Annotated in this window: 18 protein-coding genes; 15 read left to right on the top strand and 3 right to left on the bottom strand. The window is 68.9% G+C overall.

Annotated features, from left to right (window positions below):
* Positions 1–13 precede the first annotated feature (13 nt).
* From AT701_RS18925 to AT701_RS18915, 3 genes are read left to right on the top strand one after another with little or no spacing between them, the layout of a single operon-like run.
* Entirely contained in the window at positions 14–1,009 is a 996-nt protein-coding gene (locus tag AT701_RS18925) for a sugar kinase (RefSeq protein WP_011729324.1), read from the top strand.
* Positions 1,010–1,013: 4 nt separating this feature from the next.
* On the top strand, positions 1,014–1,769 hold the full coding sequence (locus AT701_RS18920; protein WP_011729323.1) for an IclR family transcriptional regulator: 756 nt from the start codon (positions 1,014–1,016) through the stop codon (positions 1,767–1,769).
* Between the two features lie 19 nt (positions 1,770–1,788).
* Complete coding sequence (locus tag AT701_RS18915; protein WP_011729322.1) at positions 1,789–2,196, top strand: RidA family protein; 408 nt, start codon at positions 1,789–1,791, stop codon at positions 2,194–2,196.
* Here the strand turns inward: AT701_RS18915 and AT701_RS18910 are convergent.
* Together AT701_RS18910 and AT701_RS18905 are read right to left on the bottom strand one after the other, a co-directional pair.
* Positions 2,193–3,425 carry an acyl-CoA dehydrogenase family protein gene (locus tag AT701_RS18910; RefSeq protein WP_014877816.1) on the bottom strand — a complete coding sequence of 411 codons (1,233 nt, stop codon included), beginning with the start codon at positions 3,423–3,425 and terminating at the stop codon, positions 2,193–2,195. The two genes, AT701_RS18915 and AT701_RS18910, sit on opposite strands and share 4 nt — an antisense overlap.
* Positions 3,426–3,476: 51 nt before the next feature.
* Positions 3,477–4,514 carry an oxygenase MpaB family protein gene (locus AT701_RS18905; protein WP_058126398.1) on the bottom strand — a complete coding sequence of 346 codons (1,038 nt, stop codon included), beginning with the start codon at positions 4,512–4,514 and terminating at the stop codon, positions 3,477–3,479.
* Positions 4,515–4,743: 229 nt separating this feature from the next.
* Between AT701_RS18905 and AT701_RS18900 the strand changes: the two genes are divergently transcribed.
* The 12 genes from AT701_RS18900 to argH all read left to right on the top strand — a co-directional run bounded on the left by AT701_RS18900 (position 4,744) and on the right by argH (position 18,732).
* Positions 4,744–5,670, top strand: coding sequence for an adenylate/guanylate cyclase domain-containing protein (locus tag AT701_RS18900; protein WP_036462733.1), 927 nt, complete (start codon positions 4,744–4,746; stop codon positions 5,668–5,670).
* Positions 5,671–5,678: 8 nt separating this feature from the next.
* The gene (locus tag AT701_RS18895) at positions 5,679–6,455 is read left to right on the top strand and encodes a rhomboid-like protein (protein ID WP_223495650.1); all 777 of its coding nucleotides are present in this window, start codon (positions 5,679–5,681) and stop codon (positions 6,453–6,455) included.
* Positions 6,456–6,462: 7 nt separating this feature from the next.
* Positions 6,463–7,533 (top strand): phenylalanine--tRNA ligase subunit alpha, encoded by a 1,071-nt coding sequence (gene pheS / locus AT701_RS18890; protein WP_003895223.1) that lies wholly within the window; start codon positions 6,463–6,465, stop codon positions 7,531–7,533.
* Positions 7,533–10,031, top strand: coding sequence for a phenylalanine--tRNA ligase subunit beta (pheT, locus tag AT701_RS18885; RefSeq protein WP_011729318.1), 2,499 nt, complete (start codon positions 7,533–7,535; stop codon positions 10,029–10,031). The genes pheS and pheT overlap by 1 nt, the downstream gene beginning before the upstream one ends.
* Positions 10,032–10,320: 289 nt before the next feature.
* Positions 10,321–11,352: an N-acetyl-gamma-glutamyl-phosphate reductase gene (gene argC, locus AT701_RS18880; protein ID WP_058126396.1), complete on the top strand. Its 1,032-nt coding sequence runs from the start codon at positions 10,321–10,323 to the stop codon at positions 11,350–11,352.
* Positions 11,349–12,557, top strand: coding sequence for a bifunctional glutamate N-acetyltransferase/amino-acid acetyltransferase ArgJ (gene argJ, locus AT701_RS18875; RefSeq protein WP_036453268.1), 1,209 nt, complete (start codon positions 11,349–11,351; stop codon positions 12,555–12,557). The genes argC and argJ overlap by 4 nt, the downstream gene beginning before the upstream one ends.
* Complete coding sequence (gene argB / locus AT701_RS18870; RefSeq protein ID WP_058126395.1) at positions 12,554–13,435, top strand: acetylglutamate kinase; 882 nt, start codon at positions 12,554–12,556, stop codon at positions 13,433–13,435. The genes argJ and argB overlap by 4 nt, the downstream gene beginning before the upstream one ends.
* Complete coding sequence (locus AT701_RS18865; RefSeq protein WP_058126394.1) at positions 13,432–14,604, top strand: acetylornithine transaminase; 1,173 nt, start codon at positions 13,432–13,434, stop codon at positions 14,602–14,604. Before argB ends, AT701_RS18865 begins: the two co-directional genes overlap by 4 nt.
* Complete coding sequence (gene argF, locus AT701_RS18860) at positions 14,601–15,524, top strand: ornithine carbamoyltransferase (protein WP_011729314.1); 924 nt, start codon at positions 14,601–14,603, stop codon at positions 15,522–15,524. The genes AT701_RS18865 and argF overlap by 4 nt, the downstream gene beginning before the upstream one ends.
* 4 nt (positions 15,525–15,528) lie before the next feature.
* Positions 15,529–16,005 carry an arginine repressor gene (locus AT701_RS18855; RefSeq protein WP_003895215.1) on the top strand — a complete coding sequence of 159 codons (477 nt, stop codon included), beginning with the start codon at positions 15,529–15,531 and terminating at the stop codon, positions 16,003–16,005.
* A gap of 25 nt (positions 16,006–16,030) precedes the next feature.
* A complete protein-coding gene (locus AT701_RS18850) occupies positions 16,031–17,230 on the top strand; it encodes an argininosuccinate synthase (protein ID WP_011729313.1) in 1,200 nt (399 codons plus the stop codon).
* A gap of 92 nt (positions 17,231–17,322) precedes the next feature.
* On the top strand, positions 17,323–18,732 hold the full coding sequence (argH, locus tag AT701_RS18845) for an argininosuccinate lyase (protein WP_011729312.1): 1,410 nt from the start codon (positions 17,323–17,325) through the stop codon (positions 18,730–18,732).
* Positions 18,733–18,844: 112 nt separating this feature from the next.
* Here the strand turns inward: argH and AT701_RS18840 are convergent, their stop codons facing one another.
* Positions 18,845–20,617, bottom strand: a complete 1,773-nt coding sequence (locus AT701_RS18840; RefSeq protein ID WP_011729311.1) for an ABC-F family ATP-binding cassette domain-containing protein — start codon at positions 20,615–20,617, stop codon at positions 18,845–18,847.
* Between the last annotated feature and the right edge of the window lie 71 nt (positions 20,618–20,688).

Raw genomic sequence — 20,688 nt, 5'->3', positions numbered from 1 at the left:
GCCGAGGAGGGTTGTGCAGCAAACGGTCAGGGCCCGCGTCGCCTGCCTCGGTGAACCGCTGGTCCTCGTCTCCGAAGCCGGGGATCCGCATCCCGCGGGCGCCGAACTCAACGTCGCGGTCGGTCTCGCGGGGCTCGGTGTGCCTGCGAGCCTTCTCGGGCGCCTCGGCGCCGACGAGTACGGGGTACTCATCCGCGCCGCACTGCAGCAGCGCGGCATCGACGATTCCGCGGTCGAAACCGATCCGGCACGGCCCACGGGGTCCTACTCGAAGGTCACCGGCACCGACGCGGCGGGGGAGCGCACCACCACGAGCCGATACGCACGTGCCGGGTCGGCCGCCTCGGCGATGGGACCCGACTTCCTCGACCGCGACGAGGTGTCGGCTGCCCTCGGCGCGGCCGCGATCGTGCACTGCAGCGGCATCACCGCGGCGCTGTCGGACACGTGCCGGGCCCTGATGTGCCGGCTGCTCACCGATCGTCCGGGCATCCCTGGGCTCGTCAGCTTCGACGTCAACTGGCGTGAGCAACTGTGGCCCGACGCCGATCCGGCCGTGGTGCTCGATCTCGCGGACCGGGCCGACCTCGTCCTCGTGGGCGCCGACGAGGCCGCTCGCGTCGCGGGAACGGGTGATCCGGTCGCCCTGCGACGGGTCCTGCCCTCACCGGCGACCCTGGTCGTCAAAGACGGTGCGCGGCGCGCGGTCGCGGTCGACCGCGACGGCGTCACCACCGAGGTGCCCGCGTTGCGGGTCGACGTCGTCGAACCCGTCGGCGCCGGTGACGCGTTCGCCGCCGGTTACCTCAGCGGCCTCGTGCGTGGCGACGACACCGCGACGTGCCTGCGCCGCGGGCACATCGGTGCGGCCGCCACCTTGACCGTGGCCACCGACTGGGCGCCGCCACCGCCCGCCGGCACGCTGCAACGCCTGCTCGCATGTTCGCCACCGGAATGGGCGGCGACTACCGTGACCACAGCGGGTTTCGCGCTGCCGGAAGGGATGTGAGCCGATGAGCCAGAGCGTCGCACGAGCGCTTCACCTGTTGATCCAGCTGGGCAACGGGCCGGCCACCCTCGACGAACTCGCGCAATCGACCGGCGTGCACAAGACCACGGTGCTGCGGTTGCTGCGCACGCTCGCCGACGAGCGGTTCACCTTCCGCGACCAGAGCAACCGCTACCACCTCGGATCGCGGGTGTTCGAATTGGCCGCGCGGGGAACCGATCAGCGGGAGATCCGCGCGATCGCGTCGCCGCATCTGGTGGCGTTCAACCGTGCGTACGGCCGCACCACCCATCTCGCGGCGATGGAGGGCAACGACATCGTCTACATCGACAAGCTCGAATCCCACGACCAGATCCGGATGTTCTCGCGAATCGGGTTGAGCGCCAACCTCAATTCGACCGCGGTCGCCAAGGTGATCCTCGCCGATCTGCCCGATGCCGAGTTGCGCCCGTTCGTCGCGACCATGGACTTCACCCGGCGCACGCCCAACACCATCACCACGCCCGAGGCGTTCCTCGCCGAGATCGACAAGGTGCGCGCCCAGGGTTGGGCGCAGGACCGCGAGGAGAATGAACCGTCGATCAACTGCATCGGCGTGCCGATCCGCGGCGCGTCGGGGCGGGTTGTCGCCGCGGTGAGCGTCTCGGTGCCCAACGTCGTACTGCCGTTCGAGGAGGTGCTCGACCTCCTCGGGCCGTTGCAGGAGGTCGGCGAACGCATCTCGCGCGACTGCGGCTACCTGCCCACCGTCAAAAGCTGAGCGAACAAAGGAGATTCACGTGTCCGATTCCCAGGTCATCCGCACCGACGCTGCACCCGCCCCCGCGCACACCTTCAGTCAGGGCATCAGGAAGGGCGGCCTGCTGCAGGTGTCCGGGCAGGGCCCGATGGACCCCGCCACCAACACCTACATCGGCGAAGGAGACGTGCGCGCGCAGACCCGCCGCACCCTGGAGAACGTCAAGGCCATTCTCGCCGCGGGTGGGGCAGGCGTCGACGACGTGTTGATGTTCCGCGTCTACCTCACCAAGCGCGAGGACTTCGCCGCGATGAACGAGGTGTACGGAGAGTTCATCGCCGAGAACGTGACCTCCGACCAGCTGCCTTGCCGCACAACCGTTTTCGTCGGACTGCCGCACGAGGTGATGCTGGTGGAGATCGACGCCCTCGCGGTCGTGCCCGACTAGCTGAGCAGACCCCGCGCCACGTGGGTGATCTGCACCTCGTTGCTGCCGGCGTAGATCATCAGGCTCTTGGCGTCGCGTGCGAGCTGTTCGACGCGGTACTCGGTCATGTAACCGTTGCCGCCGAACAGCTGCACGGCGTCCATCGCGACGTCGGTGGCGGCCTGCGAGCAGTACCACTTGATCGCCGAGGCCTCGGCAAGTGAGATCGGCTTGCCTTCCTGTGACGACTCGATGACACGGAACAGCATGTTGCGCACGTTCATCCGCGCGACTTCCATGTTGGCGAGCTTGAGCTGGATCAGCTGGAACTGGCCGATCTCCTGGCCCCACAGCTTGCGGCTCTTGGCGTAGTCGACGCTGAGCCGCAGGCACTCCTCGATGACGCCGAGCGCCATGGCCGCGACGCCGATGCGTTCGGCCGAGAAGCTCGACCGCGCGCTGTCGCGGCCGTCGCCCGCGCCGTGGTCCTCGGTCTCGCCGAGCAGGCGGTCGCGGCCCAGGCGGACGTTGTTGAAGAACAGCTCACCGGTGCGCGACGAGTGGATGCCCATCTTGCGGAACGGCTTCGACTGCACGAAGCCCTCCATGCCCTTGTCGAGCACGAACGTCAGTACCTTGCGGTCACGCTTGTCCACACCGTCACCCTCGTCCAGCTTGGCGTAGACCACCACCACATCGGCGTCGGGACCGTTGGTGATGAACGTCTTCTGGCCGTTGAGGATGTAGTCGTCGCCGTCGCGCACCACATAGGACTTCATGCCGCCGAACGCGTCGGAACCCGAATCGGGTTCGGTGATCGCCCACGCGCCGATCTTCTCGTAGGTCACCAGACCCGGCAGCCAGCGTTCCTGCTGTGCCAGGGTGCCCCGGCTCTGGATGGTCGGCACCGTCAGGCCCAGGCTCACGCCCATGCCCGTCACCAGGCCCATCGACACCCGGCACAACTCGCTGATCAGCACGAATCCCATGCCGGGCGAGCCGCCGCCGAACATGCCACCGCCCGAGGACTTGCCGGGCTTGTCCTCGCCGGCGCGCAACCGGGCCAGGCGCTTGTCCAGGGCCTCCTTGGCCATGGTGTCGATCCCGAAGGTGGAGAACAGCTTCCGGATGATGGGGTAGGGCTCCATGTCGCCGCTCTCGAGCTCATCGAGGTGCGGCCGGATCTCTTTGTCCACGAACTCCCGCACGGCATCGCGTACGGCCACATCGACGTCAGACCAATCAAGCATCACAACAGCTTAGACAGGTGTCAAAAATCACTTCTCGACAGGTGTCAAGAATCACGCCGCCGACCGCCGTGGAGACGACTTCTTGGCAGGTCGCAGCGCCGGTAGCGACAGTGTGGAGTGCACAAGGGCGCCCGCGCGGTCCAGCAGCGACCGCCGCTGCGGCAGGTAGTGCATCGGCAGGCCGCGGCGGTCCTTCGGGGGAGCCGTGAAGCCCGGTGCCTCCACCAGCGGCGCGTCGGCGGGGATGCGGCCCTTCGCGCGGCGGTAGGCCGACACCGCACGCGGGTGCAGACGGATCTCGTCGGGCACCGCGAGGAATGCGAGTTCGACGGCCTTGCCGAAGATGCGCAACAGCACCTCGTCTCCCGGAGTCCAGCGCATCCCGGCCTTTTCGCGCACCACGGGGTCGAACAGGCCCGCCGCGATCCACCGCTGCGCGCCCACCAGCGGCTTGAACAGCTGATCCCAGATGGGTGTGGGCATCAGCACGAACCACGGCTTGGGGATCCGGATGCTGAAGATGTCGAGGGTCGCGCGGTTGATCTCCAGCTCGTCGCGGCATTTGGCGTCCCAGTAGTCCTGAAACTCCTCCCAGGTCTGTGGCACGGGACGCATGCTCATGCCGTACATGCGGTACCACTGCACGTGCTCGTCGAACAGTTGACGCTTCTCGGCCTCGGTCAGGCCACCGCAGAAGTACTCGGCGGTCTTGATGATCAGCATGAAGAACGTGGCGTGCGCCCAGTAGAACGTCTCGGGGTTGAGCGCGTGGTAGCGCCTGCCCGAGCTGTCGACGCCTTTGATGGTCTTGTGGAATCCCTTGATCTGCGCGCCGGTTTCGGGTGCGCGGTCGCCGTCGTAGACCACGCCCATGATCGGGTACACCGACCGCGCCACGCGCTGAAGCGGCTCGCGCAACAGGATCGAGTGTTCCTCGACGCCCGCGCCGAGTTCTGGGTACATGTTCTGGATCGCGCCGATCCAGACGCCGAGCATGCCGGTACGCAGATCGCCGAAGTACTTCCAGGTCAGTGAGTCCGGTCCGAGCGGGTCGGAGGCGGTGTCGGTGGAGGTCGCGCGTGTGGCCATTCGGCATCCCTGTCCATGTCGTGACGTGCATCACAAGTACCTTCACGATAGTGCTGACAACAAACGTTGTCTACGACGCCCCGACGTCTCGCCGCGCAAGTGTTACGCCGTGGCGATCTGGCCACAGCATGCCCGTGACCAGCGGCGATATCGCGCCTGTCGGCGATGCGGGCAAACGTTCGACGCGCACGATTGCCGGTCGGTTCTGCGGCCACATACTCTTGCGCCTGTGAAAGGCGAATCGTTCGGCGAACGATCCGGCCGAGACGGGGGAGGCCCTCGTCACGAGGGGCAGCACGAAAGACCTCAGGGGACACCCGGCGGTCTGCCCGGGCCGTTGGGGTGGCTGCAGAGCGCGAATCGCAGTCCCGGCGTGGTCGCCGCGGTGCGGCGCTTCCGCCGTGCGCTGCCGGGAGATCCCGAATTCGGTGACCCGCTCTCGGTGGCCGGCGACGGCGGTCCGCGTGCCGCCGCGCGCGTGGCCGACCGTCTCTTGGAACGCGACGCCGCATCCCGCGAGGTGAGCCTCGGTGCGCTGCAGGTGTGGCAGGCGCTGACCGAGCGCGTGTCCGGCAGACCCGCCAACCGCGAGGTCACCCTGGTGTTCACCGACCTCGTCGGTTTCTCATCGTGGTCGCTGCGCGCGGGTGACGACGCGACGTTGCGATTGCTGCGCCGCGTCGCGCAGGTCGCCGAACCACCCCTGCTTGAGGCCGGTGGTCACATCGTCAAACGCATGGGCGACGGCATGATGGCCGTCTTCGGCGACCCGGCGACCGCCGTGCGGGCCGTGCTGGTGGCACTCGACGCGGTCAAGGGAATCGAGGTCGACGGTTACACGCCGCGCATGCGCGTCGGGATCCACACCGGCAGGCCGCAGCGCATCGGGTCCGACTGGCTCGGCGTCGACGTCAACATCACCGCGCGGGTGATGGAACGCGCCGCCAAGGGCGGGCTGATGGTGTCGCACGCCACGTTGGCGGGGATCGCCGACGGTGAGCTCGCCGAGCTCGGCGTGACCGTCAAACGGGAACGGCGGCAGCTGTTTTCGGCACGTCCCGACGGCGTCCCGGAGGATCTCGTGATGTACCGCGTCCGAACTCCCAGCAGATTGCCAGCCGCCCGGCCGCGCGAGCAGGAACCACCTGACGCATAGTCGATGTGGTGCTCAAGTGCGCGTCGGTGATCGTGGCCCCGCTGGCACGCATCCCGGTGACGCTGACCTATGCCGCGAGCCTCGTCGCCGTCACCACCGTGCTGTTCGCGCTCGGTCCGCAGACGCAGGACCGCGTGGTGTTCGCGGCCAGCACCAACCTGCACAACCTGCGTCACGGGCATTTCGGAACGCTCGTCGGCAGCGCGTTCGTCACCGACGCCGGGCCCGTGTACGCGTGGCTCCCCGGCCTGATGTGCCTGCTCGCCGTCGCCGAACTGATGTGGCGTAGCTCGCGGACCCTTTTCGCCCTGGCCGTCGGACACGTCGGGGCCACCGTCCTGGTGGCCGTCGGCCTCGTCGTGGCGATCGACCACGGCTGGGTGCCCGCCGAGGTGAGCCACGACATCGACGTCGGGGTCAGTTACGGCGCGGCAGGCGTGCTCGGCGCGCTCACCGCCGCGATCCCACGGCCCTGGCGGCCGGTGTGGATCGGATGGTGGCTGGGCGTCGCGGCGAGCGTCGCCGCGACCGCGACAGGTTTCACCGACATAGGCCACGTCGTGGCCCTGCTGCTCGGCATGCTGCTGTCGGCGCGCCTGGGCCGGCCCGGCGGCTGGACCACCACCCGGTGCGTCCTGCTGGCGCTCGCGTCGGCGTTCGGTCTGCTGCTGCTGACCAGCAGCGAATCGCTCGTCCTGGCAGCCCCGGCGGCAGGTGCCGTGGGCGGTCTCGCGGGGTACGCGGTGGGAAACGCATTCGGAGGCCGACAACGCGATCACCTATGATCGCCGGGTGGTCCGCACGCAAGGAGGAGAAACTGCCGGTGAGCAGCCCAGTGATCTCTCCGAAGAAGCCCTGACCAAAGCCGTCAGCGCGGCGCGGCATGCGTTCGACGCGGCCGGAGACCTCGATGCGCTTGCGCGCGCCAAGACCGAGCATCTCGGTGACCGCGCACCCATCGCGCTGGCTCGCCAGGCGCTGGCCTCGTTGCCGAAGGCCGACCGCGCCGACGCCGGCAAACGTGTCAACGTCGCCCGCGCCGAAGCGCAGCGCGCGTACGACGAGCGGCTGGCCGTGTTGCGCGCCGAGCGTGACGCCGCGGTGCTGGTCGCCGAGCGCATCGACGTGACGCTGCCGTCGACGCGGCAGCCCCTGGGTGCGCGGCACCCCATCACGATCCTGGCCGAGAACATCGCCGACACGTTCGTCGCGATGGGCTGGGAACTGGCCGAGGGCCCCGAGGTCGAGACCGAGCAGTTCAACTTCGATGCGCTGAACTTCCCGCCGGACCACCCCGCGCGCAGCGAGCAGGACACGTTCCAGATCGCGCCCGACGGGTCGCGTCAGGTGCTGCGCACCCACACCTCGCCGGTGCAGATCCGTGCCCTGCTGGAGCGGGATCTCCCCGTGTACATCATCTCGATCGGCCGCACGTTCCGCACCGACGAACTCGACTCCACCCACACCCCGGTGTTCCATCAGGTCGAGGGCCTGGCGGTGGACAAGGGACTGACCATGGCGCACCTGCGCGGCACGCTGGATGCGTTCGCGCGTGCCCAGTTCGGCCCCGAGGGCCGCACGCGGTTCCGGCCCCACTTCTTCCCGTTCACCGAGCCGTCGGCCGAGGTGGACATCTGGTTCCCCGGCAAGAAGGGCGGGCCAGGGTGGGTCGAGTGGGGCGGCTGCGGCATGGTCAACCCGAATGTGCTGCGCGCCTGCGGGATCGACCCCGAGGTGTACTCGGGATTTGCCTTCGGTATGGGATTGGAGCGAACCCTGCAGTTCCGCAACGGAATTCCAGATATGCGTGACATGGTCGAGGGCGACGTCCGGTTCTCGTTGCCGTTCGGAGTCGGCGCCTGATGCGTATTCCCTACAGCTGGTTGCGTGAAGCCGTGCGTGCCGGCGCCCCGGACTGGGACGTCACGCCCGAAGAGCTCGAGCAGACCTTCATCCGCATCGGCCACGAGGTCGAGGAAATCATCACCGCGGGCCCGGTCAGCGGTCCGCTGACCGTGGGCCGCGTCATCGAGATCGAAGAGCTCACCGAGTTCAAGAAGCCCATCCGGGCGTGCAAGGTCGACGTCGGTGACCAGAACGTCGACGGGGCGCCCCGCGACATCGTGTGCGGTGCACGCAATTTCGCGGTCGGTGACCTGGTCGTGGTGGCCCTGCCCGGCACCACGCTGCCCGGCGACTTCACCATCTCGTCGCGCAAGACCTACGGCAGGCTTTCGGACGGCATGATCTGCTCGGCCGCCGAGTTGAACTTCGGCACCGACCATTCCGGCATCATCGTGCTGCCGCCGGGCACCGCCGAACCGGGCGCCCCGGCGGCCGACGTGCTGGGTCTCGACGACGTGGTGTTCCACCTCGCGGTGACGCCGGACCGCGGCTACTGCCTGTCGGTGCGCGGCCTGGCGCGCGAGATCGCGTGCGCCTTCGACCTGGACTACGTCGATCTGGCCGACGTCGAGCCGCTGCCCGTCGAAGGCGAAGCCTGGCCGCTGACCGTGCAACCCGGTACCGGCGTGCAGCGCTTCGGGTTGCGTCCTGTCACCGGTATCGACCCGGCCGCGGTGTCGCCGTGGTGGATGCAGCGCCGCCTGCTGTTGTCGGGTATCCGCGCCATCTCGCCCGCGGTCGATGTGACCAACTACGTGATGCTCGAATTCGGGCATCCCATGCACGCCCACGACAGCAGCCTGATCACCGGCGCGTTCGACGTCCGCTTCGCACGCGACGGCGAGAAGGTGGTGACGCTCGACGACGTCGAACGCACCCTGAACTCCGGTGACGTGCTCATCGTCGACGACGTCGCGACCGCCGCGATCGGCGGCGTCATGGGTGCGGGCACCACCGAGGTGCGCGAGACCACCACCGACGTGTTGCTCGAGGCCGCGGTGTGGGACCCGGCCGCGGTGTCGCGCACCCAGCGCCGCCTGCACCTGGCCAGCGAGGCCGGACGCCGCTACGAGCGTTCGGTCGACCCGGCGATTTCTGTTGCCGCCCTTGATCGTTGCGCGAGCTTGCTGGCCGAGATCGCCGGCGGCACCGTGCAGCCCAAGCTCACCGACTGGCGCGACGGCGACCGCGAGGACTGGTCCGGCCCGGCCGTGCGCATCGCGGCCGACCTGCCCGACCGCACCGCGGGCGTCGACTACCCGGCCGGCACCACGGCACGTCGGCTCACCCAGATCGGCGCCACCGTCACCGAGGCAGATCCCGGGGTGCTCACCGTTGTCCCGCCGAGTTGGCGGCCCGACCTGCGTCAGCCCGCCGACCTGGTGGAGGAGGTGCTGCGACTGGAGGGTCTGGAGATCATCCCGTCGGTGCTGCCCACCGCACCGGCCGGGCGTGGCCTCACGCCCGTGCAGAAGCGCCGCCGCGCGATCGGAAAGTCGCTGGCGCTCGCCGGTTTCGTGGAGATCCTGCCGACGCCGTTCGTGCCCGCGGGCGTGTTCGACCTGTGGGGTCTGCCCGCCGACGATCAGCGCAGGCGCACCACCCAGGTGCTCAACCCGCTGGAGTCCGACCGTCCGCACCTGGCCACCACGCTGCTGCCGGGTCTGCTGGAGGCGTTGAGCCGCAACGTCTCTCGCGGCGCCGCCGATGTCGCGCTGTTCGGCATCCAGCAGGTGGTGCAGCCCACCGATGCGACCAAGGCGGTCGAGCGCGTTCCCACCGACCGCAGGCCGACCGATGAGGAGATCGCCGCGCTCGACGCGTCGCTGCCGAGGCAGCCGCAGCATGTCGCGGCCGTGCTCGCGGGGCTGCGTGAGCCTGCCGGCCCGTGGGGACCCGGCCGGCCCACCGAAGCCGCCGACGCGTTCGAAGCTGTACGCGTGATCGGGCGTGCCGCGGGTGTGGAGTTCACGTTCCGTGCCGCGCAGGAACTTCCGTGGCATCCCGGTCGCTGCGCCGCGATCCTGATCGGCGACACCGTCGTCGGCCACGCCGGCGAACTGCACCCCGCGGTGATCGAGCGTTCCGGTCTACCGAAGCGCACGTGTGCGGTCGAACTCGATCTCGACGCCGTGCCGATCGTCGAGATCCTGCCCGCGCCGCAGGTGTCGCCGTTCCCCGCGGTGTTCCAGGACATCAGCGTCATCGTCGACGACGACGTAGCGGCGGCCGACGTGGTTGCCGCGGTCCGCGACGGGGCGGGCGAGCTCCTCGAAGACGTCCGGTTGTTCGACGTCTACACCGGTCCGCAGATCGGGGAGGGCCGCAAGTCGCTCACCCTCGCGCTGCGCTTCCGCGCCACCGACCGCACCCTCACCGAGGACGAGGCCAGCGCCGCGCGCGACGCGGCCGTCGCCGCCGCCTCCGAGCGCGTCGGCGCAGTCCTCCGCGGCTGACCTTTCCGCGCCGCGCTCGCCGCGCGCTAGGGGTCTCTGGGGTTTGTTACCTGGCACCGCGAGCGTGCGTGTCAGCTTCGCGACACGCCGCGCAGGGGCAGCAGGCGGCGCACGCTCGATGGTCGCGAGCGTGCGCGCAGCGCCGGTAGATGGCGGCGTGTTGGGCGACAGACACGCACGGTCGCGGTGCAGGGTGACGGGCACTCACCCACGCAGGGTCGCGGTGCAGGGTGACGGGCGCCGCTTAATGAATTTGCATAGATATGCATAAAAATGCAAAAATGTCTGCATGACTTCGATAGCCGTGGCGGGTGCCAGCGGGTATGCGGGAGGCGAAATTCTCCGGCTGCTGCTGGGCCATCCGGCCTATGCCGACGGCAGGCTGACGATCGGTGCGCTGACCGCCGCATCCAGCGCGGGCACCACGTTGGGCGAGCATCACCCACACCTGCTGCCTCTGGCGGACCGAGTCCTCGAATCCACCGACGTCGAGGTGCTGACCGGCCACGACGTGGTGTTCCTGGCGTTGCCGCACGGACATTCGGCCGCGCTGGCCACCCAACTGGGTGACACCGTCATCATCGACTGCGGTGCGGATTTCCGGCTGGCCGAGGCCGCCGACTGGGAGAAGTTCTACGGCAGCGCCCACGCCGGCACCTGGCCCTACGGCCTTCCCGAACTGCCCGGCGGCCGCGAGGCGCTCAAGGGCGCGACCCGCATCGCCGTGCCGGGTTGCTACCCGACGTCGGCGCTGCTGGCCCTGCTGCCCGCGGTCGCGGCTGGTCTGGTCGAACCCAACGTCACCGTCGTCGCCGTCAGCGGCACCTCGGGTGCGGGCAAGTCCGCCAAGGTCGACCTGCTGGGCGCCGAGGTCATCGGGTCGGCGCGCGCCTACAACGTCGGCGGCAAGCACCGGCACACCCCGGAGATCGCGCAGGGTCTGCGCAAGGTCACCGACAAGCCCGTCACGGTGTCGTTCACTCCGGTTCTCATCCCGACCTCGCGCGGCATCCTCGCCACGTGCACCGCGCCGACCACCGCCACCGAGCCCGAGATCCGGGCCGCGTACGAAAAGGCCTACGGCGCCGAGCCGTTCATCCACCTGCTGCCGGAAGGGCAACTGCCCAAGACCGGTTCGGTGATCGGTAGCAACGCCGCGCAGATCCAGATCGCGGTGGACACCGAGGCCAAGACGCTGGTGGCCATCTGTGCGATCGACAACCTGACCAAGGGCACTGGTGGTGCCGCAGTGCAATCCATGAACCTGGCCCTGGGCTGGCCCGAAACCGAAGGACTTTCGATCGTGGGAGTGGCACCGTGACGTCGAATGTGGATGCCAAGCTGGTGCGGACGCAGGGCGTGACCGCGCCTGCCGGGTTCCGGGCCACCGGAATCGCCGCGGGTATCAAGGCTTCCGGAGCGCTGGACCTGGCGCTGGTGTTCAACGAGGGTCCCGACCACAACGCGGCAGGCGTGTTCACCCGCAACCAGATCAAGGCGGCCCCGGTGCAGTGGTCGCAGCAGGTGCTCACCACGGGCAACCTGCGCGCGGTCATCCTCAACTCCGGCGGTGCCAACGCCTGCACCGGTGCGCTCGGCTTCCAGGACGCCCACGCCACCGCCGAGGCCGTCGCCGCAGCCCTGTCCGACTGGGGCACCGAGACCGGGGCGATCGAGGTCGCGGTGTGCTCCACCGGGCTGATCGGCGACCGGTTGCCGATGGACAAGGTGCTGGCCGGCGTCACCGAGATCGTGCATGAGATGGCCGGAGGGCTGACCGGTGGTGAAGAGGCCGCCCGGGCCATCATGACCACCGACACCGTGCCGAAACAGGTTGCGCTGCATGCCGAGAACTGGACCGTCGGCGGCATGGCCAAGGGTGCGGGCATGCTGGCGCCGTCGCTGGCCACCATGCTGGTGGTGCTCACCACCGACGCCGTCGCCGACTCGGCCGCGTTGGACACCGCGCTGCGCCGTGCCGCGGCCAAGACGTTCGACCGCCTCGACATCGACGGCAGCTGCTCGACCAACGACACCGTGCTCCTGCTGAGCTCGGGTGCCAGCGAGTTCACGCCCAGTCAGGACGAACTCGACGCCGCGGTCCTCGCGGTCTGCAATGACCTGTGCGCTCAGCTGCAGGCCGACGCCGAGGGCGTCACCAAACGGATCAACATCACCGTCACCGGTGCGGTCAGCGAGGACGAGGCACTCGTTGCCGCGCGTGCCGTCGCCCGCGACAGCCTGGTCAAGACCGCGCTGTTCGGTTCCGACGCCAACTGGGGCCGGGTGCTCGCCGCCGTCGGCATCGCCCCGGTGACGCTGGACCCGCAGCGGATCAGCGTGTCGTTCAACGGATCTCCCGTGTGCATCGACGGCGCCGGGGCGCCGGGAGCCCGTGAGGTCGACCTCTCCGGCGCGGACATCGACGTCGTGATCGACCTGGCGTCCGGTGAACACAGCGCCACCGTGCGGACGACGGACCTCTCGCACGCCTACGTCGAAGAGAACTCGGCGTACAGCTCATGAGCACCCCGTCCATCGACCGAGGGTTCAAGGCCGACGTCCTGGCCTCGGCGTTGCCGTGGCTCAAGCAACTGCACGCCAAGATCGTGGTGGTCAAATACGGCGGCAACGCCATGACCGACGATGTGCTCAAGGCCGCGTTCGCCGCGGACATGGTGTTCCTGCGCAACTGCGGCATCCACCCCGTGGTGGTGCACGGCGGCGGCCCGCAGATCAGCGCGATGCTGAAACGGCTCGGCATCGAAGGCGATTTCAAAGGTGGCTTCCGCGTCACCACGCCCGAGGTGCTCGACGTCGCCCGCATGGTGCTGTTCGGTCAGGTGGGGCGCGAGCTGGTCAACCTCATCAACGCGCACGGGCCGTACGCGGTCGGTGTCACCGGTGAGGACGCGCAGCTGTTCACCGCCGTGCGGCGCAACGTGACCGTGGACGGCGTGGCCACCGACATCGGCCTGGTCGGCGACGTCGAACACGTCAACGCGGGTTCGCTGCTGGATCTCATTGCCGCAGGCAGGATCCCGGTGGTGTCGACCATCGCCCCCGACGCCGACGGTGTGGTGCACAACATCAACGCCGACACGGCCGCGGCCGCGTTGGCCGAGGCGCTCGGCGCCGAGAAGCTCGTGATGCTCACCGATGTCGAAGGTCTCTACACCGACTGGCCCGACCGCACCTCGCTGGTCAGCGAGATCGACACGGGCGCACTGACACAGCTGCTGCCGAAGCTCGAATCGGGCATGGTGCCCAAGATCGAGGCGTGCCTGCGCGCCGTCAACGGCGGCGTGCCCAGCGCACACGTGATCGACGGCCGTGTCGAACATTGCGTGCTGGTCGAGCTTTTCACCGACGAAGGGACCGGGACCAAGGTGGTGGCCCAATGACGCTCCAGAGCCGCTGGGAAGCGGTGATGATGAACAACTACGGCACGCCGCCGTTGTCGCTGGTCAGCGGTGAGGGCGCGGTGGTCACCGACGCCTACGGGCGCGAGTACCTGGACCTGCTCGGGGGCATCGCGGTGAACCTGCTCGGGCACCGCCATCCCGCGGTCATCGAGGCGGTCACCACCCAGCTCAACACCCTGGGCCACACGTCGAACCTGTATGCCACCGAACCCGGCATCGCGCTCGCCGAGGCCCTCGTCGGGCAGCTCGGCACGCAGGCACGGGTGTTCTTCTGCAACTCCGGCACCGAGGCCAACGAGGTCGCGTTCAAGATCACCCGCTTGACCGGCAAGACCAAAATCGTTGCCGCAGAAGGCGCTTTCCACGGCCGCACCATGGGCTCGCTGGCACTGACGGGTCAGCCCAGCAAGCAGGCCCCGTTCGAACCGCTGCCGGGCAACGTCGTGCACGTCCCATACGGCGACGTCGCCGCACTCGAAGCCGCCGTTGACGACCAGACCGCGGCGGTGTTCCTCGAGCCGATCATGGGGGAGGGCGGCGTCGTCGTCCCACCCGCCGGCTATCTGGTTGCCGCGCGTGAGATCACGTCGAAGCACGGTGCGCTACTGGTGCTCGACGAGGTGCAGACCGGCGTCGGCCGCACGGGCGCGTTCTTCGCCCACCAGCACGACGGGATCGTGCCCGACGTGGTGACCATGGCCAAGGGCCTGGGCGGCGGGCTGCCGATCGGCGCCTGCCTGGCCGTCGGCGCGACCGGCGACCTGCTCACCCCGGGCCTGCACGGCAGCACGTTCGGCGGCAACCCGGTGTGCACCGCGGCCGGACTGGCCGTACTCAAGACCCTGGCCGCCGAGGACCTCGTCGCGCGCGCCGGTGTGCTCGGCAAGACCCTGAGCCACGGCATCGAGGAGCTGGGCCACCCGCTCGTGGACAAAGTGCGTGGAAAAGGCCTGCTGCAGGGCATCGTGCTGACCGTCCCGTCGGCCAAGGCCGTCGAGACCGCCGCACGTGACGCCGGGTTCCTGGTGAACGCGGCCGCCCCCGAGGTGGTGCGGCTCGCACCACCACTGATCATCACCGAAGGGCAGATCGAGGCGTTCATCACCGCGCTGCCCGCTGTGCTCGACACTGCTGCGGAGGACTCATGATCCGGCATTTCCTGCGTGACGACGACCTGTCGCCCGAAGAGCAGGCCGAGGTACTCACCCTGGCCGCCGACCTCAAGAAGACGCCGTTCTCGCGGCGACCGCTGGAGGGTCCGCGCGGCGTCGCGGTGATCTTCGAGAAGAACTCGACGCGTACGCGGTTCTCGTTCGAGATGGGCATCGCCCAGCTCGGTGGACACGCCATCGTCGTCGACGGACGCAGCACGCAATTGGGCCGCGAGGAGACCCTCGAGGACACCGGGGCGGTGCTGTCGCGTTACGTCGACGCGATCGTGTGGCGCACGTTCGCCCAGGAGCGCCTGACCGCGATGGCCAGTGGCGCCTCCGTCCCGATCGTCAACGCGCTGTCCGACGAGTTCCACCCGTGCCAGGTGCTCGCCGACCTGCAGACCCTCGCCGAGCGCAAGGGCAAGCTGGCGGGCCTGCGCATGACGTACTTCGGCGACGGCGCCAACAACATGGCGCACTCGTTGATGCTGGGCGGCGTGACCGCGGGCGTCCACGTCACGATCGCCGCGCCGGACGGCTTCGAACCCGATCCCCGGTTCGTCGACGCCGCACGCCGTCGCGCGGCGGAGACCGGCGCGACCGTCGCTCTCACGAAGGATGCGAAGGCCGGTGCCGACGGCGCCGACGTGCTGGTGACCGACACCTGGACGTCGATGGGCCAGGAGAACGACGGTCTGGACCGGGTGCGCCCGTTCCGTCCGTTCCAGGTCAACGCCGACCTGCTCGAGCTCGCCGACCCGGCCGCCGTGGTGCTGCACTGCCTGCCTGCCCACCGGGGCCACGAGATCACCGACGAGGTGATCGACGGGCCGCAGAGTGCGGTGTTCGACGAGGCCGAGAACCGGCTGCACGCCCAGAAGGCGCTGCTGGTCTGGCTGCTGGAGAAGCGGTAAGCCCGTGACCGCGTCGACCCGAGCCGCCAGGCAGGCGCGCATTGTCGCGTTGCTGTCGTCGAACTCGGTGCGCAGCCAGGGCGAGCTGGCCGCGATGCTGGCCGCCGAAGGTATCGACGTCACCCAGGCCACGCTGTCGCGTGATCTGGAAGAGCTCGGTGCGGTGAAACTGCGCGGCGCCGACGGTGGCGTCGGCGTCTACGTCGTGCCCGAGGACGGCAGCCCGGTGCGGGGCGTCTCGGGCGGCACCGAGCGGCTGGCCCGGTTGCTGGGGGAGTTGCTGGTGTCCACCGATGCCAGCGCTAACCTTGCCGTGCTGCGTACCCCGCCCGGGGCTGCGCATTACTTGGCTGCCGCCATCGACCGTGCCGCGCTGCCCTATGTGGTCGGCACCGTCGCCGGAGACGACACCATCCTGGTGGTGGCGCGCGAGCCCATGACCGGTGCCGAGCTCGCCGGCACCCTCGAAAACTTGAATTAGAGCTGGAATAAAGGAGATTGCTCACATGTCCGAACGCGTCATCCTGGCGTACTCCGGAGGTCTCGATACCTCGGTGGCGATCAGCTGGATCGGCAAGGAAACCGGCAAGGAGGTCGTCGCCGTCGCCATCGACCTCGGCCAGGGCGGCGAGGATATGGAAGTGGTGCGCCAGCGCGCACTGGACTGCGGTGCCGTCGAGGCCGTCGTCGTCGACGCGCGCGACGAGTTCGCCGAGGAATACTGCCTTCCCACCATCCAGTCCAACGCGCTCTACATGGACCGCTACCCGCTGGTGTCGGCGATCAGTCGTCCGCTGATCGTCAAGCACCTCGTCAAGGCGGCCCGCGAGCACGGCGGCGGCGTCGTCGCGCACGGCTGCACCGGCAAGGGCAACGACCAGGTGCGCTTCGAGGTCGGATTCGCTTCGCTGGCACCGGATCTGCAGGTGCTCGCCCCGGTCCGCGATTACGCCTGGACCCGTGAGAAGGCCATCGCGTTCGCCGAGGAGAACGCGATCCCGATCAACGTGACCAAGCGTTCGCCGTTCTCGATCGACCAGAACGTGTGGGGTCGTGCGGTGGAAACCGGCTTCCTGGAGCACCTCTGGAACGCGCCCACCAAGGACGTCTACGACTACACCGAGGACCCCACGGTCCACTGGAACACCCCCGACGAGGTCGTCATCGGCTTCGACAAGGGTGTGCCGGTCTCCATCGACGGCCGCCCGGTGAGCGTGCTGCAGGCCATCGAGGAACTCAACCGCCGCGCGGGAGCGCAGGGTGTCGGCCGCCTCGACGTGGTCGAGGACCGGCTGGTCGGCATCAAGAGCCGCGAGATCTACGAGGCCCCCGGCGCCATGGTGCTCATCACCGCCCACACCGAGCTCGAGCACGTCACGCTTGAGCGTGAGCTGGGCCGGTTCAAGCGGCACACCGACCAGAAGTGGGGCGAGCTGGTGTACGACGGCCTGTGGTACTCGCCGCTCAAGCGCGCGTTGGAGTCGTTCGTCGCGCACACCCAGGAGCACGTCTCCGGCGAGATCCGGCTCGTGCTGCACGGCGGCCACATCTCGGTCAACGGCCGGCGCAGCGCGGAGTCGCTCTACGACTTCAACCTCGCCACCTACGACGAGGGCGACAGCTTCGACCAGTCCGCAGCCAAGGGGTTCGTGCACCTGCACGGCCTCAGCTCGCGGATCTCGGCCAAGCGCGACCTGGGCATCTAGCTTCAGCAAGCACCGCGAGCGTGCGTGTCTGCTGCCCGACGTACCGCAAAACGGCAGCAGAACACGCACGCTCGTACGACAGTGAGGGTGACATGAGTACCAACGAGGGATCGCTGTGGGGCGGTCGGTTCGCTGACGGACCGTCCGACGCCCTAGCGGCACTGAGCAAGTCGACGCACTTCGACTGGGCACTCGCGCCCTACGACATCAAGGCGTCGAAGGCTCACGCCCGGGTACTGCACCGCGCCGGTCTGCTCACCGACGAACAGCGCGACGGCCTGCTCGCGGGTCTCGACAGCCTGGGCTCCGACGTCGCCGACGGAAGCTTCGAACCGCTGCCCACCGACGAGGACGTGCACGGTGCGCTGGAGCGGGGCCTGATCGACCGCGTCGGTCCCGACCTGGGTGGCCGGCTGCGTGCGGGCCGCTCCCGCAACGACCAGGTGGCCACACTGTTCCGGATGTGGCTGCGCGACGCGGTGCGCCGCGTCGCCGACGGTTGCCTCGAGGTGGTCAACGCGCTCGCGGTCCAGGCCGCCGCGCATCCCACCGCGATCATGCCGGGCAAGACCCACCTGCAGGCCGCACAGCCCATCCTGTTGGCGCACCATCTGCTGGCGCACGCGCATCCGCTGCTGCGCGACGTCGATCGTCTCGCCGATTTCGATGACCGCACCGCGGTGTCCCCGTACGGGTCGGGCGCGCTCGCCGGGTCGTCGCTGGGCCTGGATCCCGACGCGATCGCGGAGGACCTCGGATTCGCCTCGGCCGCAGACAATTCCGTCGACGCGACCGCCTCACGGGATTTCGCGGCGGAGGCGGCGTTCGTGTTTGCCCAGATCGGTGTGGACCTGTCCCGGCTCGCCGAGGACATCATCCTGTGGAGCTCGACCGAGTTCGGTTACGTCACGTTGCACGACGCGTGGTCGACGGGAAGCTCGATCATGCCGCAGAAGAAGAATCCCGACATCGCCGAGCTGGCGCGCGGCAAGTCCGGCCGGCTCATCGGCAATCTCACCGGTCTGCTGGCGACGCTCAAGGCGCAGCCGCTGGCCTACAACCGCGATCTGCAGGAGGACAAGGAACCCGTCTTCGACTCGGTGGCGCAGCTGGAACTGCTGCTGCCCGCCATGGCCGGACTCGTCGGCACCTTGACCTTCGATGAAGAACGTATGGCCGAGCTTGCCCCGGCCGGGTACACCCTGGCCACCGACATCGCCGAATGGCTTGTCCGACAGGGTGTTCCGTTCCGCATCGCCCACGAAGCCGCCGGTGCCGCGGTCAAGGTCGCCGAGGGTCGGGGTGTCGGCCTCGACGCACTCACCGACGACGAGTTCGCGTCGATCAACCCTGCGCTCACCCCGGACGTGCGCGAGGTGCTGACGGTCGAGGGTTCGGTCAACGCGCGCAACGCGCGCGGCGGGACGGCGCCGACCCAGGTTGCCAAGCAGCTCGGTGTGGTCCGCAAGGCCATGGAGGAGTTGCGGATCCGGCTGAGCTGACCGCCCCCGCGGGCGTCGCGCCGAGATTGAAGCCAGGGACAGAAATCGCGACGGTTTTGTCCCTCGATGCAATCTCGGCGCAGGGCCCGCACCGGCCACCGAATCAGCCCGACTACTCGAGCTTCTCGGACAGCTCCATCCACCGCGCCTCGAGCTCGGCGACCTGATTCTCCAACTCGCGCAGTTCCGCGGTGAGCTTGCCGAGACCCACGTGATCGGACTGGTCGTGGGCGGCGAGTTCTTCGTGTTTGGCCGCGATCCGGTCGGAGAACTTGGCCAGTGACCGGTCGATCGAGGCGATCTCTTTCTCGATGTTGCGCAGCTCGGCACCGGAAAGCCCTTCGGCGGGTGCGGCTTCCGGGCGCGGGGCGGGACGGTCGGCGCGTTGCGCGGCGAGCTTGAGGTATTCGTCGACGCCGCCGGGAAGGTGACGCAGCCGGCCGTCGAGGATCGCGTACTGCTGATCGGTGACCCGCTCGAGCAGGTACCGGTCGTGGGACACCACGATCAGTGTGCCGGGCCAGGAATCCAGCAGATCCTCGGTCGCGGTCAGCATGTCGGTGTCGACGTCGTTGGTGGGCTCGTCGAGCACCAGCACGTTGGGCTCGGACAGCAGCACGAGCATCAGCTGCAGACGGCGGCGCTGGCCGCCGGACAGTTCGCCGACGCGTGTAGACAGCTGATCACGCGCGAAGCCCAGACGCTCCAGCAACTGCGCGGGCGTGTAGTCCTTGCCGTCGATCTGGTAGGTGGTCTGCAGGCGACCGACCACCTCACGCACCATGTCACCCTCGACGGCCTGCAGCTCACTGGACTGCTGGTCCAGGATCGCCAGTTTCACGGTCTTGCCGCGCTTGACCCGGCCCGTCGTCGGGGCCACGGTGCCCGAGATCAGACCCAGCAGGGTCGACTTGCCCGCACCGTTGGCGCCGAGGATGCCGGTCCGCTCGCCGGGTGCGATGCGCCATTCGATGTCACGCAGCACTTCACGCCCGTCGTAGGTCACCGAGACGTCGAGCAGGTCGATGACGTCCTTGCCCAGTCGGGCCATCGCGGCGCGGGACAGCTCGACGCTGTTGCGCAGCGGAGGGACGTCGGAGATCAGCGCGTTTGCGGCGTCGATGCGGAACTTCGGCTTCGACGTGCGCGCGGGCGCGCCTCGGCGCAGCCACGCCAGTTCCTTGCGTAACAGGTTCTGCCGCTTGGCCTCTGCGGCCGCGGCCTGGCGGTCACGTTCGACGCGCTGCAGCACGTACGCGGCGTAGCCGCCTTCGAACGGTTCGACGATCCGGTCGTGTACTTCCCACGTCGTGGTCGCGACCTCGTCGAGGAACCAGCGGTCGTGCGTGATCAGCAGCAGCCCGCCGGCCCCGCGGGCCCAGCGCTGCTTGAGATGCTCGGTCAGCCAGGTGATGCCCTGGATGTCGAGGTGGTTGGTGGGCTCGTCGAGGGCGATGACGTCCCAGTCGCCGATCAGCAGCGCGGCCAGCTGTACGCGCCGGCGCTGCCCGCCGGAGAGGGTCGAGATGGTCGCGTCGAACGCGATGTCGGCGACCAGCCCGGACATCACGTCGCGCACCTTGGCGTCGCCGGCCCACTCGTGTTCGGGCCGGTCCCCGACGAGTGACCACACGACGGTGCGGTCGGGCTGCAGGGTGTCGGTCTGATCCAGGGCGCCGACGCGAAGGCCGCCGCGGCGGGTGACCCGTCCCGAATGCGGCGTGATGCGTCCCGTCAGCAGGCCCATCAGCGTCGATTTGCCGTCGCCGTTGCGGCCCACGATGCCGATCCGATCGCCTTCACTGACGCCGACGGTGACCGAATCCAGGACGACCCCGGTGGGGTATTCCAGGTGTAGGGCTTCGCCCCCGAGCAGGTGTGCCATGGCCAGACGACCCTATCGTCCGGCGCGGGCCCCTCGCCCCACCGGTCGGGCGCTCACTGTCGGCACGTGAC

Origin of the sequence: Mycolicibacterium smegmatis (genome assembly GCF_001457595.1) — a bacterium.
GTDB lineage: Bacteria > Actinomycetota > Actinomycetes > Mycobacteriales > Mycobacteriaceae > Mycobacterium > Mycobacterium smegmatis.
This window is presented reverse-complemented; position numbering and strand designations above follow the sequence as displayed.